Origin of the sequence: Methylotenera sp. (genome assembly GCF_030653755.1) — a bacterium.
Lineage (GTDB): Bacteria > Pseudomonadota > Gammaproteobacteria > Burkholderiales > Methylophilaceae > Methylotenera.
Genome location: NZ_JAURYU010000057.1, coordinates 1 through 16,223, shown reverse-complemented (window position 1 = coordinate 16,223; position 16,223 = coordinate 1). Strand labels below are relative to the sequence as shown.

Annotated in this window: 15 protein-coding genes and 1 pseudogene; 9 read left to right on the top strand and 7 right to left on the bottom strand. The window is 42.2% G+C overall.

The window, feature by feature from the left end:
* Window positions 1–11: 11 nt before the first annotated feature.
* Genes Q7U33_RS11865 through Q7U33_RS11850 form a run of 4 tightly spaced genes read left to right on the top strand, consistent with a single transcriptional unit; the run spans window position 12 to window position 3,633 of the window.
* The gene (locus Q7U33_RS11865) at window positions 12–524 is read left to right on the top strand and encodes a hypothetical protein (RefSeq protein ID WP_304861258.1); all 513 of its coding nucleotides are present in this window, start codon (window positions 12–14) and stop codon (window positions 522–524) included.
* 9 nt (window positions 525–533) lie between these two features.
* Window positions 534–2,132, top strand: coding sequence for a hypothetical protein (locus Q7U33_RS11860; protein WP_304861256.1), 1,599 nt, complete (start codon window positions 534–536; stop codon window positions 2,130–2,132).
* Complete coding sequence (locus Q7U33_RS11855; RefSeq protein ID WP_304861255.1) at window positions 2,129–2,887, top strand: type II secretion system protein; 759 nt, start codon at window positions 2,129–2,131, stop codon at window positions 2,885–2,887. Before Q7U33_RS11860 ends, Q7U33_RS11855 begins: the two co-directional genes overlap by 4 nt.
* A complete protein-coding gene (locus Q7U33_RS11850; RefSeq protein WP_304861253.1) occupies window positions 2,887–3,633 on the top strand; it encodes a molybdopterin-synthase adenylyltransferase MoeB in 747 nt (248 codons plus the stop codon). Before Q7U33_RS11855 ends, Q7U33_RS11850 begins: the two co-directional genes overlap by 1 nt.
* 56 nt (window positions 3,634–3,689) lie before the next feature.
* Here the strand turns inward: Q7U33_RS11850 and Q7U33_RS11845 are convergent, their stop codons facing one another.
* Together Q7U33_RS11845 and Q7U33_RS11840 are read right to left on the bottom strand one after the other, a co-directional pair.
* Window positions 3,690–4,532 (bottom strand): SPFH domain-containing protein, encoded by an 843-nt coding sequence (locus Q7U33_RS11845; RefSeq protein WP_304861251.1) that lies wholly within the window; start codon window positions 4,530–4,532, stop codon window positions 3,690–3,692.
* 32 nt (window positions 4,533–4,564) lie between these two features.
* A complete protein-coding gene (locus Q7U33_RS11840; RefSeq protein ID WP_304861249.1) occupies window positions 4,565–5,014 on the bottom strand; it encodes an NfeD family protein in 450 nt (149 codons plus the stop codon).
* A 158-nt stretch (window positions 5,015–5,172) separates the two neighbouring features.
* On the opposite strand from Q7U33_RS11840, the gene Q7U33_RS11835 reads away from it, so the two are divergent.
* The 4 genes from Q7U33_RS11835 (at window position 5,173) to Q7U33_RS11820 (ending at window position 10,810) form a co-directional block, all read left to right on the top strand.
* Window positions 5,173–6,396, top strand: coding sequence for an FAD-binding domain-containing protein (locus tag Q7U33_RS11835; protein ID WP_304861247.1), 1,224 nt, complete (start codon window positions 5,173–5,175; stop codon window positions 6,394–6,396).
* Window positions 6,397–6,462: 66 nt separating this feature from the next.
* Window positions 6,463–7,029, top strand: a complete 567-nt coding sequence (locus Q7U33_RS11830; protein WP_304861245.1) for a LemA family protein — start codon at window positions 6,463–6,465, stop codon at window positions 7,027–7,029.
* Between the two features lie 7 nt (window positions 7,030–7,036).
* Window positions 7,037–7,933 (top strand): hypothetical protein, encoded by an 897-nt coding sequence (locus Q7U33_RS11825; protein ID WP_304861243.1) that lies wholly within the window; start codon window positions 7,037–7,039, stop codon window positions 7,931–7,933.
* 33 nt (window positions 7,934–7,966) lie between these two features.
* The gene (locus tag Q7U33_RS11820) at window positions 7,967–10,810 is read left to right on the top strand and encodes a valine--tRNA ligase (RefSeq protein ID WP_304861240.1); all 2,844 of its coding nucleotides are present in this window, start codon (window positions 7,967–7,969) and stop codon (window positions 10,808–10,810) included.
* A 120-nt stretch (window positions 10,811–10,930) separates the two neighbouring features.
* Here Q7U33_RS11820 and Q7U33_RS11815 read toward each other — a convergent pair whose 3' ends face one another.
* The 5 genes from Q7U33_RS11815 to cptA form a co-directional block, all read right to left on the bottom strand.
* Entirely contained in the window at window positions 10,931–11,164 is a 234-nt protein-coding gene (locus Q7U33_RS11815) for a sulfurtransferase TusA family protein (protein WP_304861237.1), read from the bottom strand.
* A gap of 51 nt (window positions 11,165–11,215) precedes the next feature.
* Window positions 11,216–11,551 (bottom strand): rhodanese-like domain-containing protein, encoded by a 336-nt coding sequence (locus tag Q7U33_RS11810; RefSeq protein WP_304861234.1) that lies wholly within the window; start codon window positions 11,549–11,551, stop codon window positions 11,216–11,218.
* Between the two features lie 345 nt (window positions 11,552–11,896).
* Window positions 11,897–13,408 (bottom strand): porin, encoded by a 1,512-nt coding sequence (locus tag Q7U33_RS11805; RefSeq protein ID WP_304861231.1) that lies wholly within the window; start codon window positions 13,406–13,408, stop codon window positions 11,897–11,899.
* 304 nt (window positions 13,409–13,712) lie between these two features.
* The gene (locus tag Q7U33_RS11800; protein ID WP_304861229.1) at window positions 13,713–13,868 is read right to left on the bottom strand and encodes a hypothetical protein; all 156 of its coding nucleotides are present in this window, start codon (window positions 13,866–13,868) and stop codon (window positions 13,713–13,715) included.
* Window positions 13,869–14,016: 148 nt separating this feature from the next.
* Window positions 14,017–15,699 (bottom strand): phosphoethanolamine transferase CptA, encoded by a 1,683-nt coding sequence (gene cptA / locus Q7U33_RS11795; protein WP_304861227.1) that lies wholly within the window; start codon window positions 15,697–15,699, stop codon window positions 14,017–14,019.
* A 433-nt stretch (window positions 15,700–16,132) separates the two neighbouring features.
* Between cptA and Q7U33_RS11790 the strand changes: the two are divergent.
* A pseudogene (locus Q7U33_RS11790) lies at window positions 16,133–16,223 on the top strand (IS1595 family transposase); the annotation flags it as partial.

The following is a 16,223-nucleotide window of genomic DNA, read 5'->3' as shown; positions in this document are numbered from 1 at the left end:
GGATTAACTTGATGCTGAGCATAATGGTTGGCTTTGGTCTTGTTTCTACAAATGCTGTTGCAGAGGATGATTTAGGCCGACTATTTAGCCGCCCACATGAGCGCAAGCATTTAGATGTTTTACGTAAGAATCAGGCGCTAAAAGTGGTCACGCCGAAAGATACACAGCTGGAGACTGCTGCGGTAGTCGCGCCAGTCGAGTTGCCAGACCCAATTTCTATGCAAGGTTTTGTTAAACGTAGTGATGGCGCAAGTACCTTGTGGATTAACAACCAAGCAGTGCAAGAAGACTCCGCTGTTGATGATGTGCAAGTTGGTAGATTAGGGCGGCGCTCAGTGGGCGCTAAGTCTAGTGCGGAGAGCTTGCATTTAAGCATTCCTGCAAATGGAAGGAAAATTCAGCTTAAGCCAGGGCAAGTGTATGAGCCAGAGACCAATCAGACTAAAGAATTTAAGTTGTTAGCAAAAGAAAAACAATTACGGCTGGAAGAGACAGGCGTCAGTGATAATGGTGTTATTGAATAGGCTATTGTTGTGATACAGAGCAAGACATTTAATAGATGTAATGCCCCTGCATGCTATCAGCGCGGCGCAGCATTGATGCTGATGATGTTTATATTAGGCATGGCGGCATTGGCTTACATTGTCAAATCAATGAATGCAGCTTCTATGCGAACAGAGCAAGACGTTAAAACGATGGTGGCACTTGGTGAGGCAAAGGGTGCGCTTATTGCTTGGTCAGTAGCTCATAAGAATTGGCCTGGTATTATGCCTTTTCCTGATCGGTTAGAAACAACCTCACCTAATTATGATGGTAAAAGTGACTGTGTTACTAATGGGTTAAATAATAGTCATTTGATTGGTAAATTACCGTTGTTTGGAGATGCCCCATGTGTTAGTCCACAAGATGGATTAGGTGTTAAAGCCGTAGATAGCTCAGGAGAGCGATTTTGGTATGCAGTATCGAAGAATTTAATTCGAACAAGTGGTAGTGACTCTACTCCGATTATAAATCCTAGCATTATAGATACCAAACCGTGGCTACGAGTCTTTGATGCTAATGGCAATTTGATTTCGAATAGAGTCGCAGTTGTCATTATTGCTCCAGGCCAGCCACTGGCTGGGCAAAATAGGTCAGGAGCGACACCACCTGTTGGGGCTTTTCTTGATGAGATAGTGATTGGAGGGGCAACATATTCTAACCGAGACTACGACCAAGATAATGAAGACTTCATTATGGGGGGTACAACAAACCCCACCTTTAATGACAGGCTGGTTTACATTACGATTGATGAGTTGACGTATGCGTTAGAAAAAAGAGCCTCACAAGAGGCTGGGCAGAAATTAAGAGACTATTACTTAGCTAGTAATGTAGACCCTGCTAATCGCTCTTATCCTTATGCAGCAGATGTGAATAATGCTTGTGTCGAAAATGCAAATTTTGGATTTTTGCCAATCCAGCCATCTATGGCGACATGTACTTCGGCTCAGGCCTGTACATTGAGTTTTCCAATGACACAAGTGAAATTTACTTTAGATATGGCAGAAAACTATGATGCAAAATCTGGAGCATGTACATATGCTGGTAATGCTTGTACTTGTTGGGGTGTTGGCTCGTGTACAGCATCAAGTATAACCTTTTCTTGCACTGTAGGTGGGAGTTGCACCTCAACATCCAGTGGTCATTTTACTTTCACTTACACTTCGAAGCTATCTAGTAATACAGATGCCAATGGTTCTTGTCTAGGCGGCAATGGTACGGTTACCTGTACTGGTGCTGGCACTTTTGTGAGCCCTGTGACTAATTGTACATCGACCAAAAAATGGATTGAAAATCTTCCTTTATGGTTTTTAGCAAATCGCTGGCAAGATTACATCTATTATACAAGGTCACCGACTTCTAGTTTGGAGTCAGGTGGCAGAACAGGAGTTAGCGCTTTATTAGTTTCGGCAGGAGCCCCTATTGTTGATGCGCCTTTTTCTTTTAAAGGATCGCCACAATCTCGCCCTTCAAATAATATAGCTGACTATCTTGATAGTGCAGAAAACACAGATGGGGATTCCGTTTTTGACGCTACAAATAAGCAAAAAACTCACATCTACAATGACCAAGTATTTATAGTGGCGCCATGAAAAGAAAAATACATTCTAAAGACGTAGAAAAAGGCTTTTCCTTAGTGGAGATGGCGGTGGTCATCGTGATTCTTGGGTTTATTATTGGCGCTTTATTGCTACCTTTACAGGTGCAACGCAATCAAATCTATCAGTCGCAAACAGAGCGTACACTTGAAATTGCTAAGAAAGCATTGCTAGGCTATGCACAGTCTCAGGGCAGGTTGCCTTGCCCTGCTACACTTGCTAGTAGCGGGATGGAGCAGCCTTTGGGTGGAGGGGTATGTGAGCAACAAGGTAGAGGCTTTTTACCTGCGGCGACATTAGGTTTACAGCCAGTCGATTCAGAGGGTTTTGTATTAGATGGTTGGGGTAATCGCATTAGATATGCAGTGACGCAGAGTAATTCAAATGCTTTTGTTACCTCAAACGGTATGAGTAATGTTGGAATATCAGCATTAGCGCCCGATGATATACGTGTTTGTTCAACATCGACTGGTATTACAGCAACAACGTGCTCAGGCATTAATTATCTAATTAATAATGCTGTTGTCGTTATTTATTCCACGGGCGCAACCGCTGCGCAAGGTATTGGTGGCAATGATGAACTAGCCAATCTAAATGATGTTGATAATGATGGGATTATTGATGATGGTGTGTTTGTAAGTCATGAGCCTAGAGAGAATGATGCAAATGGAGAGTTTGATCATATAGTGACTTGGATTTCTCCCTATGTTCTCTATAATGCCATGATCGAAGCAGGTCAATTACCTTAATGAACGACAATCAACTCCTCCGTTATAGCCGTCATATTCTGTTGCCGCAGATTGAATATGAAGGACAAGATAAACTGGTCAATAGTCACGCGCTAGTTGTTGGTGCTGGTGGCTTAGGCTCGCCTGTTGCTTTATACCTAGCTGCGGCGGGGGTTGGCACTCTCACTATTTGTGATTTTGATGTGGTGGATTTAACTAATTTACAGCGCCAAATTGTGCATACCTCAAACTCTGTAGGTGTGAATAAGGCATTGTCAGCACAAAAAACACTGTTAGCCATTAATCCTGAAGTCACCGTGAATGCCGTTTGCGAAAAGTCATCAGAGGCCGGTTTTGAAAAGCTGATTACACAGGCAGATGTCGTGATTGATTGTAGCGATAATTTTGCGACGCGCTATCTGTTGAATCGCCTTTGCGTGCAGTTGAAGAAGCCGCTTGTGTCTGGCGCTGCGATTGGTTTTGAGGGGCAGATTACGGTGTATGACATGCGTTCAGCGCTTAGTCCATGTTACCACTGCTTGTTCCCTGACAATGGTGAAGACAGTGATTTACGTTGTGCAACAAACGGCGTGTTTGCGCCACTAGTAGGCATGATAGGCACTTGCCAAGCGGCAGAGGCGCTGAAAATACTGATGGAAATCGGTGATAGCTTGCAAGGGCGATTGTTGTTGCTAGATGCCCTCTCTATGGAGTGGCGCACTATCAAGCTGAGTAAAGATCCCGCTTGTACAGTCTGTGACACTTAATATTCCTTCCCCATTACAAGGGGAAGGAATCGGAAAGGTTTGTTGATTAAAAGTATTTATTTCCCGCCAACTAAACTTTTAACCGCACCCACTAAATCACCAGGCATCACAACAATTTTGCTGTTATCAGACGCTGACATTTTTTGTAGGGCCGTAATGTAGCGGTCACCTAATAAGAACATGGCAGAGGCGTTATTTTCTTGTATGGCTTCTGTAATAAACTTAATTGATTCGGCCGACGCTTTCGCCGCAACCATTTGTGCTTCTGCATCTTTACGTGCTGCTTCTAAACGCGCTTCAGCATTTAAAATGAGTGATTGTTTTGCGCCTTCGGCTTCAGTCACTACCGCAACTCTTTCACGCTCTGCTGCTGCTTGGCGTTCCATTGCGTCTTGCATGTTAGGTGATGGTTTAATGTCTTGAATCTCAACCGACTTAACCGTTAAGCCCCAGTCTAGTGCTTCATCTGCAATGGCGATTTTGAGCTCAGATTTAATGCGGTCGCGTGAGGTAAGTGCTTGGTTTAAATCCATGCCGCCAATGATAGAACGTAAACTGGTTTGCACCATGTTGCGCATAGCCTCACGGAAGTTTTCAATACCATAAACCGCGCGTTCGATTTTTGTTACTTTAATAAATGCAATAGCGTTGGCCAAAATAACAGCGTTATCACGTGTAATGACCTCTTGCTCTGGAACATCTAAAATAATGTCTTTGGTGGTGACTTTATAACTCACTCTGGTAAACACTGGGTTGATAACATGGAGTCCAGGATTAAGTACGCCAGCAAATTTACCTAAACGCTCAACCACCCATTCTTCACCTTGCGGCACAATGCGTACACCTTTAATGATGGCAACAATTACTAAAAATATGAGTACTAAACTAAGTTCTGTCATGAGAGTATTCCTTAAGTGAAAGTTAGAATGTGTTAACTGATCTTTGTGATGCGTAATGCATTGCCTTCAACAGCGACAACTTTCGCCTGACTGTTGATTTCAATGACTTCATCGGAAACCGCAGCCCATTCTCGGCTGCCCATTAGGCCTTGAGTGAAGCGGATTAAGCCATTTTGTGCAGGACTTGTTGTTTCTACTACTGTGCCAATACGTCCGATTTCTTCACCTTGTGATTGCCCAATAGGTGAGTTAGCGTCAGTCCTTTTGTAATAACGACGCCATATTGCTAAAGAGCCGAGCGAGAGTATCGCGAAGATAATTAATTGAATTGCGTAAGGAATGTTAGGAAAGAGCCAAGTTGCAATGGCTAAACAAATAGCAGCAATACCAAACCATAATACATACAAAGTACCAATGGCCAATATTTCTAGTGCAATTAAAATAGTACCCAGTATCGCCCAAATCCATGTTGCTTCTATCATTTGTTATCCTGGTGAAAAAGTCTATAGATTTCTAATAGTAAATGCCTGTGATTATTATTGCATGATATTTCAATAATTTTTAATATAAAATTTCGCACAAAAGGTGTACTCTTTTGGGTGGTATCTACATTCTCCTTAAATTTGTGGGAAATTCATCAATGGGCTCCGCACACAAACTCAACATCCCCAGCGATCGAGCAGAACGGTTGCATTATATTAGGCGTATATTTTCTGCGGCGAAAGGTCCAGATCTGGCCACGGAGTGGGCAGGAGGTAGGTCTGGCGGGTTAAGGAAGCTGAATGCAATTGATGCTATACAGTATGGCCGTAATCGTAACTTTATCAATGGCGCTGTGACACATTTATCGCCTTATTTACGACATGGTTGTCTCACACTTAATGAAGCATTTTCTTTTGTCAAAAAGCAGTCTGGTTTACAAGGCGAAAAGTTATTGATGGAGTTAGCTTGGCGCGATTTTTGGCGACAAGTCTGGTTTACAGAGGGAAATGCAATCTTTAGTGAAATGGAGTCACCTAAAGTAGATATTCAGTATCTGCCACTTAGTGATGCCGTAAAGCAAGCAAACACAGGCTTGCCCTGCATGGATGGCTTTGTGAAAGAGTTGCTTGATACTGGCTACCTACATAACCATGCTCGCATGTGGTTTGCCAGTTATGTTGTTCATCATCTAAAAATGGATTGGCGTGAAGCAGCCGATTGGTTTGAAGCGCATTTGTTGGATGGTGATTTTGCTAGTAACCATTTGTCTTGGCAATGGATTGCCTCTACCTTTAGCTCTAAACCTTATTACTTCAACAAAGAAAATCTAGAGCGCTATACGGGTGGAAAGTACTGCGCGACATGTTTCGCACAATGCCCGTTTGACGATAGCTACGAGGCGCTAAATGTACGCCTATTTAAGCCATCTATCGCTACAGATCCAAAGCAGTATGCGATTAAATCATTACCAATGAAAGCCGCGCATAGTTTTCAAGCCATTGCTATTTTTGTACATGATGAAATGTTATCTGCGCATAATGCGTTGATGGATAAGCCATACCCTAAGATATTTGTGTTTGATCCTGTATTGCATGGAAACTGGTCGCTCAATCGTTTGCAGTTTGTGGCAGACTGTCTAAACGAGATGATGAATGTTGAGGTGTGGATGGGCGATACTCACGAGGTGTTGATGAAAAAAGGCGTAGGGCAAGTGGTCACACAAGATACACCAAATTTAAGAGTCAAAGAAATCTTAGCGCCGTTTGCACCAAGGTGGGAGCCAGTGAAAAAGTTGGCTAATGTGGCCGTGAGTGAGCGACGGCTAAAACGTTTTTCTCGATATTGGGAGAAAGTTGGCCCATTATTAATGGCTGATATCTAATATCCAAACAGCCAGTGATACTATCTTTCATCATGTAGGCCATATGAATAAAAATAAGGGGATGCAATGTTAACGTGGATGGTGGTTGCTATAGTGGTGTTGTATTTTGTGATTACGTATAACAGTTTGGTCAGTGTTAAAAATAACGTTGAAAAAGCTTGGTCTAATATCAATGTGTTGCTAAAGCAGCGGCACGATGAGTTGCCCAAGCTGATTGATACTTGTAAGCAGTATATGCAGCATGAGCAAGCAACGCTCGAAAAAGTGATTCAAGCACGTACCCAAGTAAATGAGGCGCGTGATCATCATGATGTTGCGGCATTAGGGCAGGCTGAAAGTGCCCTTCGCGTGGGCTTAGGTGGTCTTTTTGCAGTGGCAGAAAATTACCCTGAGCTTAAATCAAACCAAAACTTCCTTATGTTGCAAACCCGCATCACAGGGCTTGAAAATCAAATTGCAGATCGGCGCGAGTTTTATAACGATAGTGTTTACATTAACAATGTACGTGTTCAGCAGTTTCCTGATTTAATTGTGGCAAGACTATTTGGTTTTGTAAAAAAACAGCTACTCAAGTTCTCCTCTGCTGAGTTGACAGATGTTGAGGTTAGCCAGCGCTTTAATACGAAGCTTTAGGTTGTGTGTGCAGTTTCGTAGTTACTATTTAAATCCGCTAGCGTTATGTGTTTGTACTGGGCTCGTGCTGGCGGGCGTGTATCTAGATTATCACGACAGGCATGCTCATCAACTCCCTATGTTGTTTGGTGTGAGTGCCTTAGTGGCGATATTTGCTTGGGCATTTAACTATAAAAGACTGCTTGCCATCTCTGAAGTGCCCATTTCAACCATTGCCTCAGCTGCGCAAGGTTATGTTGAGCTGTTCGGAAAATCCAAACAGTTAATCCCAACGCGTAGCCCGATACAAGGTGTACCTTGTGTTTGGTTTCGGATGTGGGTGTACGCACGTGATAGCAATTACATGTGGCGTTTAGAAGACTACCAAGTGAGCGAGCAAGTGTTTGAGCTACATGATGCTTCTGGTGTGTGCGTGGTTGACCCCAAAGGCGCTCATGTTTATGCAGCTAGTCGTCACGTGATTACGCAAAATGGTCATCGTTATATTGAGGATGTGTTATTTGCGGATAAATCTATTTATGTGCTGGGTGATTTAGATACCAATACACACGCCAATACTGAATCTGAAATCAATCACGAAGTCGGCAAGCTGCTCACTCAATGGAAGCAGTCAAAGTCTAGGCTTTTACAGCGTTTTGACCTTAACCGAAATGGTGAGGTGGATATGCATGAATGGGCGCTTGCGCGGGAGCAGGCTTATATTGAAGTGAAGCGCAAGCAGGCCCAGTTGCTAAAGAATGAGCGCCATCTCATTGCAAAACCCCAAAACAAACGCCTCTTTGTGATTTCTGGCATTACGCCACAGGCACTTAGGCAGCGTTACCGCTATTGGGCGATTGTGCATTTCTCAATATTTTCCGTAGCCATCCTGCTTTCTTTTCTCGCAAGCTACCTAGCGATATAACAGCAGGTTTGCCCTGTGATAAAATGTCAAGTTATGACAACTGACAATTCCACACAAAAAATGCAAGAAAATAAAGAGCTAGCCAAATCATTTGACCCAAAAACCATTGAAAGCAAATGGTATGAATTCTGGGAGGGGCAAGGCTACTATGCGGCTGGTTTAGATACCGCTAAACAAGATAATTTCTGTATTTTATTACCCCCACCAAACGTGACAGGCACGCTCCATATGGGGCACGGCTTTAACCAGACACTCATGGATGCATTAACACGCTATCACCGTATGCGCGGCGATAACACGCTCTGGCAACCAGGCACAGACCACGCAGGTATCGCGACGCAAATTGTGGTTGAGCGCCAGTTAGATGCGCAAGGGGTGTCGCGCCATGACTTAGGGCGTGAAAAATTTCTTGAAAAAGTGTGGGAATGGAAAGAATACTCAGGCGGTACGATTACTAAACAAATGCGCCGTTTAGGCACATCGCCAGATTGGTCGCGTGAGCGCTTCACCATGGATGAAGGCTTAAACCAAACGGTGACCAAAACCTTTGTACGCTTGTATAACGAAGGCCTGATTTACCGTGGAAAGCGTTTGGTGAACTGGGACGTGAAGTTAGGTACCGCCGTATCAGATTTAGAAGTAGTGCAGGAAGAAGAAGATGGCTCAATGTGGCACATCAACTATCCATTAGCCGATGGTTCAGGCGCACTGACCGTAGCAACCACACGTCCAGAAACCATGTTGGGTGACGTGGCGGTGATGGTGCATCCTGAAGATGAGCGTTATGCGCATTTGATTGGTCAACACGTAAAACTGCCTTTATGTGACCGCGAAATCCCGATTATTGCTGATGACTACGTAGATAAAGAGTTTGGTACTGGTGTGGTAAAGGTGACGCCAGCGCATGACTTTAATGACTATGCGGTTGGTCAGCGTCACAAGTTACCAATGATTGGTATTTTGGACTTACAAGGTTTTGTGAATGAATCTGCACCTAAACAATACCAAGGTTTAGAGCGTTTTGCAGCACGTAAACAGGTAGTGGCAGATTTAGAAGCGCAAGGCTATCTAGTTAAAGTAGATAAGCATAAACTCAAAGTGCCACGCGGTGACCGCACTGGCGTGGTGATTGAGCCTATGCTGACTGACCAATGGTTTGTGGCGATGAGCAAGCCAGCGGCTGATGGTAAATCCATTACACAAAAAGCATTGGACGTTGTTGCCAGTGGTGAAATCAAGTTTTATCCAGAAAACTGGGTTAATACTTATAACCAATGGCTGAACAATATTCAAGACTGGTGCATTTCTCGTCAGTTATGGTGGGGGCATCAAATCCCTGCGTGGTATGGTGATAATGGTAAGGTTTATGTTGCGCATGATGAAGCAGAAGCCAAAGCCCTTGCGGCAAAAGATGGCTATACAGGCAACTTAAAACGCGATGATGACGTGCTAGATACATGGTACTCATCAGCCTTATGGCCTTTCTCAACCTTAGACTGGACAGGGGATGAAGTGCAAGACGCTGCCAATGTGGCTTTGCAGCAATATTTGCCATCTTCTGTGTTGGTGACAGGTTTCGATATTATTTTCTTCTGGGTGGCGCGTATGGTGATGATGACCACGCATATCACAGGCAAAATTCCGTTCAAGCATGTGTATGTACACGGCTTGATTCGCGATGCCGAAGGCCAGAAGATGAGTAAATCTAAAGGCAACGTGTTAGACCCAATCGACTTGATTGATGGCATTGGTCTGGATGTGCTGATTAAAAAACGCACGACGGGTTTGATGAATCCGAAAGATGCCGAAAAAATCGAGAAGCGCACACGTAAAGAGTTCCCCGAAGGTATTAACGCTTATGGTACCGATGCGCTACGTTTCACGTTTGCCGCATTAGCCTCGCCAGGTCGTGATATCAAGTTTGACTTACAGCGCTGCGATGGCTACCGTAATTTTTGCAATAAATTGTGGAATGCAACGCGCTTTGTGTTGATGAATACAGAAGGCCAAGACAACGGTTTTGGTCTTGGTAGTTGTGTGGAAGGCGGCCGCGTATTCTCGCAAGCTGATCGTTGGATTGTGAGCATATTGCAACGTACGGAAGCTGAGGTTGAGCGTGCATTTGAAGACTACCGCTTTGACTTAGCAGCCAAAGCGATTTATGAATTTGTATGGGATGAATACTGCGATTGGTATTTAGAGCTAGCCAAAGTACAGATGCAAAACGGCAATGAGGCAGAAAAAATCGGTACTCGTCGTACTTTGTTACGTGTATTGGAAACCATCTTGCGATTAGCGCACCCGATTATGCCATTTATTACGGAAGAAATTTGGCAAACGATTGCGCCGATGACAGAAAAGCATGGCGCAAGCATTATGCTAGAGGCTTATCCAAAAGCGCAGCCAGACAAGCTTGATGAAGGCTCTGAAGCGTGGGTAGCGCAACTGAAACAAGCGGTAGATGCATGTAGAAGCTTACGTGGCGAAATGGGTATTTCACCAGCTGCGCGGGTGCCGCTGATTGCCGCAGGAGATAATGAAGCATTAACCGCTTACGCACCTTACTTAAAAGCGCTGGCTAAGTTAGAGGGTGTTGCCATTGTGAGTGAACTGCCAGAAGCAGATGCGCCAGTGATGCTCGTGAATGATTTTAAATTGATGCTTAAAGTTGAGATTGATGTCGCGGCGGAGAAAGAGCGCCTAGGTAAAGAAATTGCGCGATTAGAAAATGAAATCAACAAAGCAAACGCAAAACTCAATAACGAAAGCTTTGTGGCAAGAGCGCCAGCCGCAGTGGTTGAGCAAGAGAAAGCACGTGTGGCTGACTTTAGTGCAAATTTGGATAAGCTGGTCAGTCAGTTGGCAAAGCTTAAGTAAGGTAGGTGGTAGGTAACAAGTTGTAAAAATAGCTAGCCAATTGGCTAGCTATTTTTTTATGCGCTATTTGTTGCTACAGGCAACAAGATGGCACTCAAAGTATTTCTAAGCTAGCATTGATTAGCCCGCACGTTTTTTAATGTAAAACGTAAATGCGATTTCGTCTTCTTCTAATAATAAAAGCTCATGCCCTGTTTGTACGCAAAAGGCGTTAAAGTCTTTCACTGAGCCTGGGTCGGTAGAAATGATTTTTAATACTTGAGACGCGGCCATATCGCTCAGCCCCTTTTTGCAGCGCAAAATTGGCAAAGGGCAGTTTAAACCTGTTGCATCCACTACTTTATCAAAATCCATGATGGTTTTTCCTGTGTTACTTTCTCGATGTTTTTATTTGCACGATGTTCTTTATTTAGATGGCGTGTTTATTTGAGCAAACGGATAACCCGCTCTAGCCCACGCTAATACACCACCAGCTAAATTATATACATGCTTACAACCTTTGCTAGCTGCAAAAGCTGCTGCATGTGCAGAACGCACACCACTATGGCAGTAGAACACAATGTTATCTGCTTTGGCGAGTGACTCATACTGAACGGGTAGCATGGCTAATGGGATATGTATTGCATTTTGAATTAAGCCACGAGCCACTTCATCGTCGTTGCGTACATCCACTAATAATAGAGATTGGGTGGTCAGCATGACGGATAAGTCATGGGCGTCGATTTCATTGTATGTGCTCATTAAATAAACCTGAAGTAACTAAATAAATAGGGTGAAATGTTATAAATTAAAGTGAGATTTACGGTGTTTCAAGGATGTGATGTACATCATCAACCAGTGAGGCAATGTTTGATTGTCTGAATTAGCGCTTTCATCTACATCTCTGCTTAATTTTGGCTGATGTTTGGGTTTTTTGCTAGTGTAATCTTGCTATTGGTTCAATATGTACGACAGATATAGCATTTCAAATGCAAACAACATCAGCCTCTTGCTAATTGACAGAGTAAGCGGCCATTAGTTTTTAGATAGCCGTAAATCCCACCAAGCAGGCGCTAGTTTTCTTAATGTGTGGATTAAACTAAGTGGTTAAAAAGAAAAGTCCCACTGCGCCCAAACTCTAGTTTCTGCATCTTTTTCGAGTTTAATCGGGTCCTCAATACTAAGCCTACTTAATTGTAAGCTTAGTTTGTTGAAATGACCTTCTAGGAAGTAGTTAATCACAGCGCTAAGTTCTGTCTGTTTGTCATAATCACGGTCAGTATCCATATCTACAAAAGCATAACGCCCAGCAATTTCAAGGTTTTTAGGGATAAAGTCTAATTGACGGTGCGGGAAGTAACCCGCTTGAACAAAGCCACCAAGTAGCTTGGTTTCTTCATCGTTATTGAGGGTGTCTTTAATTCTTTTGGCATGTAACTCCTGCAAGAAAGAGAAACCTTTCCATTTAAAATGCACTTCTTCCATCATTTGGCTGATTTCATATTGGCCAGACTTTGGGCCACCATCTTTGAGTGCTTTAGATGGGTCTCTGTACCTGTTAGTATTTGGTGCAATTAAATCAGTTAAGCTTCTACAGCTTCTGCTATCTGTTTCAAAAGCCGTACATTTGCTTCTGTTTGAGTTGGCTGCCACGGAGATGTTTAAGGCAGGGTGTTCACTAAATTCGATATCCGATTGGCTAAACTTCATTTCGCCACCCAGTGCATTCCACTGTAATCGGCCAGAGTACATCATATTGCCATCGTCATTATTTCTCTCACCTACGCCTAAGCCAGTAAATGCACCTGCATAGTAAGTCATGTCGTACCATTTGCCAGGGAATAAATTTCCTTTCACTTCAATGCCTTGTTGACGGTCAACCGTAAAGATATCATTCACAATAGATCGATTCACAAACTGTTGGTTACCAGATGAGGTGACCCGTTCATTATTGTAAGAGACCTTGCCGCGCCCAACTCTCACTTGCGCCCATTTGTATTTATCTATGGTTAAATTCAAATCTCTTAACACAGGTTGAGACCAGTCATATTGCAGATAATACTTAAGCCAGGGAACGTATGCATGCCCATTCAGCTTGGTGCGCGCACGGCGAATCATGAATGATTTTTCATCTTTATCTAAATCCGCCAGTGTGCGCGGGTCACCATCAAACGGCTCAGCAAAGCGCGCTTGTATTCTATTTTGAATTGCGAGGGAGAATTTATCATCATCCGTTCTAAATTCGAAACCGTTTTTCCCATAGCTAATATTCGCTGGGGTGTAGCCTTTTCTTTCCTTAGGTTGAGCTTGAGGCACGTTGACGTCATCGACCAACGCTGTATTTAAGGTTGCGCTAACCTTTGGGGTGTTCTCTTGTTTTTCGGCTTGAAGTTGTGGCTTTGATTTTAGTTCTGCTTCAATTTCAGCTTTTAGCGTTGCCTTTAATTTGTCCATGTCTTCTTTTTTTTCAAAAGACCCCAATTTGACACGATTGGCGCCAGGAGTAGCGTAAATCTGTTGTGTGTCATTGTCGACATACAAGTCTAAAGCGAATGCTGGGTTGACCAAAAATGCACTCATTATTGATAAAGAGGCCATGGCCATTCTGTTTTTATTCATGTAATCACCATAAAAGTGGTTGGTAAAGAACTATCAATTGTTGATAGCACTCTAAAAATAGATGCTAAGGCGTCTAATTGCGCCTGCTTGATGCCATTGACTAAATAACTGTCCGCATAATATCAACTTAAAGTTGCTATGCTACTTTGAGTTTTGTTTGATACACGCGTTAAATGTGACAATAATATGACAAAAATATGACAACTCCAAATATAAGAACCTACTAAGGTAGCGTTTGATTTGATGTTGAAATGCCACCAGAAGTAAGTGGCTTGTAAGCGAGTTTCTAATTGGTACAAAGTAATCAAGCATCTAGATTAACCGCCAGCATGATTAAACCAAGACCAAGCAAGTTGGGCGATGCAGTTACTGATTGCTCAAAACTTCTACGATTAGCCGTTTGATATATCCACCAGTGACTTACCTGTGCTATCCCCATCGCACCCACAAAGTTATCCACACAAATTGTGGATGTGATTCTATGGATTGATATTGCTTATCTTAAATACTTATTTGAGGTGGAAATGAGGTTCTAATGGCAAGAAAAAGCCCACATAGACGTGGGCTTTTAAAGTGTTACTGTTGCGATAATACAAAAATGGATGGGGCTAATTTATGTCAAGTTTTTTGAGTGACTTTTTATCATATGGGTTGCCAACAATAATAGGATAGTCTTTAAACTTGTTGGATACGATGCTTTTTGCATGGTCAAATCCCTGATAGGTTATCCCCATCAATTGAGACCAAGTGTAAATGAAGTCCGCATTACTATATTGCCTATTTAGAACCTCAGGGTTTTTAAGTAGGTCGTTGGTAAACCAGTCTTTAGAAGACCAAGTCATGAATGGAACGGCATACATAGGCAATGTTGGTGAGTATTCGTTTCTACCTTGAAACTCATGACCTTTAGAGTCATAAACGTCATCGCCATGGTCAGAAAAGTAAGTAAGCATGCTGTGTTGATTAGCTGATTTTAATCGCTGAATGAGCTCATAAACAACACTGTCGTTATAGCGAACCGCATTGTCATATTCGTTAATCTTTTGGATTTTATCTTCAGATAACCCAGCATATAAATTTTTACTATCTTTGAAATAGTCAAATGACTCAGGATAACGATATTTGTAAGACATGTGCGTGCCAATTAAATGCACAATAATCAACTTCTTCTCGGCACTATCTTTTAGCGTCTCGCTAAAAGGTTCAACTACTTTTTCATCAAAACTATATGAGTTCTGAGAGCGGGCATTATTGAGCCATATTTGCTTATCTGTTTGTTTTGCAAATGTGGTTAAGATAGTGTTTCTTGCAGTTAAGGTCTGCTGATTACTAATCCAGAAAGTTTTATAACCCGCTTGCTTCATCATGGCAATCAATGTGGGTTTTGTTTTATATAAATCTGGCTGTGATTGGTCGGCAAAACTTAATATCTGTTCTAGGCTTTCTATGGTGTTAGGTCTTGAGGCATAAACATTTTTGAAAATAGACAGTTCATCTTTGATAGAGCCAAGTTTTGGATTGGTATCACGATGATAACCATATAAGCCAAAATGCAAGCGTGTAGATGACTCCCCAATCACAATCACTACTGTCGTAGGTGATGGTTTTTTAAGTTCTGCAAAGTTATTTAGCGGGGTAGATTGATTGAACTTCGTTAAAAAGGTCTCGACCTCTTTTAACTCTCTTTGGTAATACGAATAACCTAACACTAGCTGCCACGGTGGTGCAGCAATTAAATGTTTGTTGAGGCTTTTGTAAGTGGCATTAACGTTACCCGCCACCACCCCCTGTTTGATGGGGTAGGCAAAAAATAGTGTTGAAGTGATTAGCGCTGAGATGTAGCCTTTTTTATTTGAAATATTCAAATGATGTGGAATTTTCTTCCATATCAATATTGGAATAATCGAGAAAATGATGAATTTAAATAAAATCGCAAATGTAAAATAATTAATCAGATATTCTGACGACTCAGCATTGTTAGATTCAAAGATAATGAAAATTAAACTTTGAGAAAGCTCTTGTTTGTAAATTAAAAAATACCCAAAAGCAGGTAAAGCAAATAGCCAAATGACGATCCCTAAAATCGCACTTACTTTTTTCGTATGTTTAGGTAGCAGAAATATTGGAATCAACCAAAAAACAGTCGTTAATGTAGTGTCTTTCAAGCCTTCGAAAGAAGTGATACCTGAAGAGGAAAGTAAAAGTTGCGTTGTACTCGTCAGATACCAAAAAAGTAGATACGTCCAAGCAATATGAGGCCAAATTGAGGCTTTTTGGTTTGTTGTATTCAAAAGAGGTTTGCTTTCTAAGTGTGATTTAAGTGGTAGTCGAAAAACATACCTCACACTGACTGCAATTTACGTACCACTGATAGCTTAATAATGAAATGTTAATAAAATCATTGGGATATGATTTTATGCGTTTGGGTTTTTCTGTAAACTTACGGGGAACCTGCAATAACTGCAGGGGAAGCCATACAAAAATTGCAGTGATATGGATTGATTTAAAGTTAATTGACATTTTGGGTGGTGAAGGTGTTGATGGCTTCATGAAAGCGATAGTAATCGTTGGGTGGTGATTGCTTTTATTTCAAATCAAATGCATCATGAGGATGCTAAAGTTAAGCATATATAGTCTTTAGTCTTGAATTTCGAATCTCAATAATTATTTAAAACAAGGGTCTTAGGAAGCAAAGCACTAATTAAAGTGTGATAACTTCCTGAAATGGTTAATAAAAATAGATACTACAGCCGTTCTAAAATCACAGAGGCTAAATTCAGGCAGCTTGTGCGCTGTTTTGCCCTGGATTTTACTG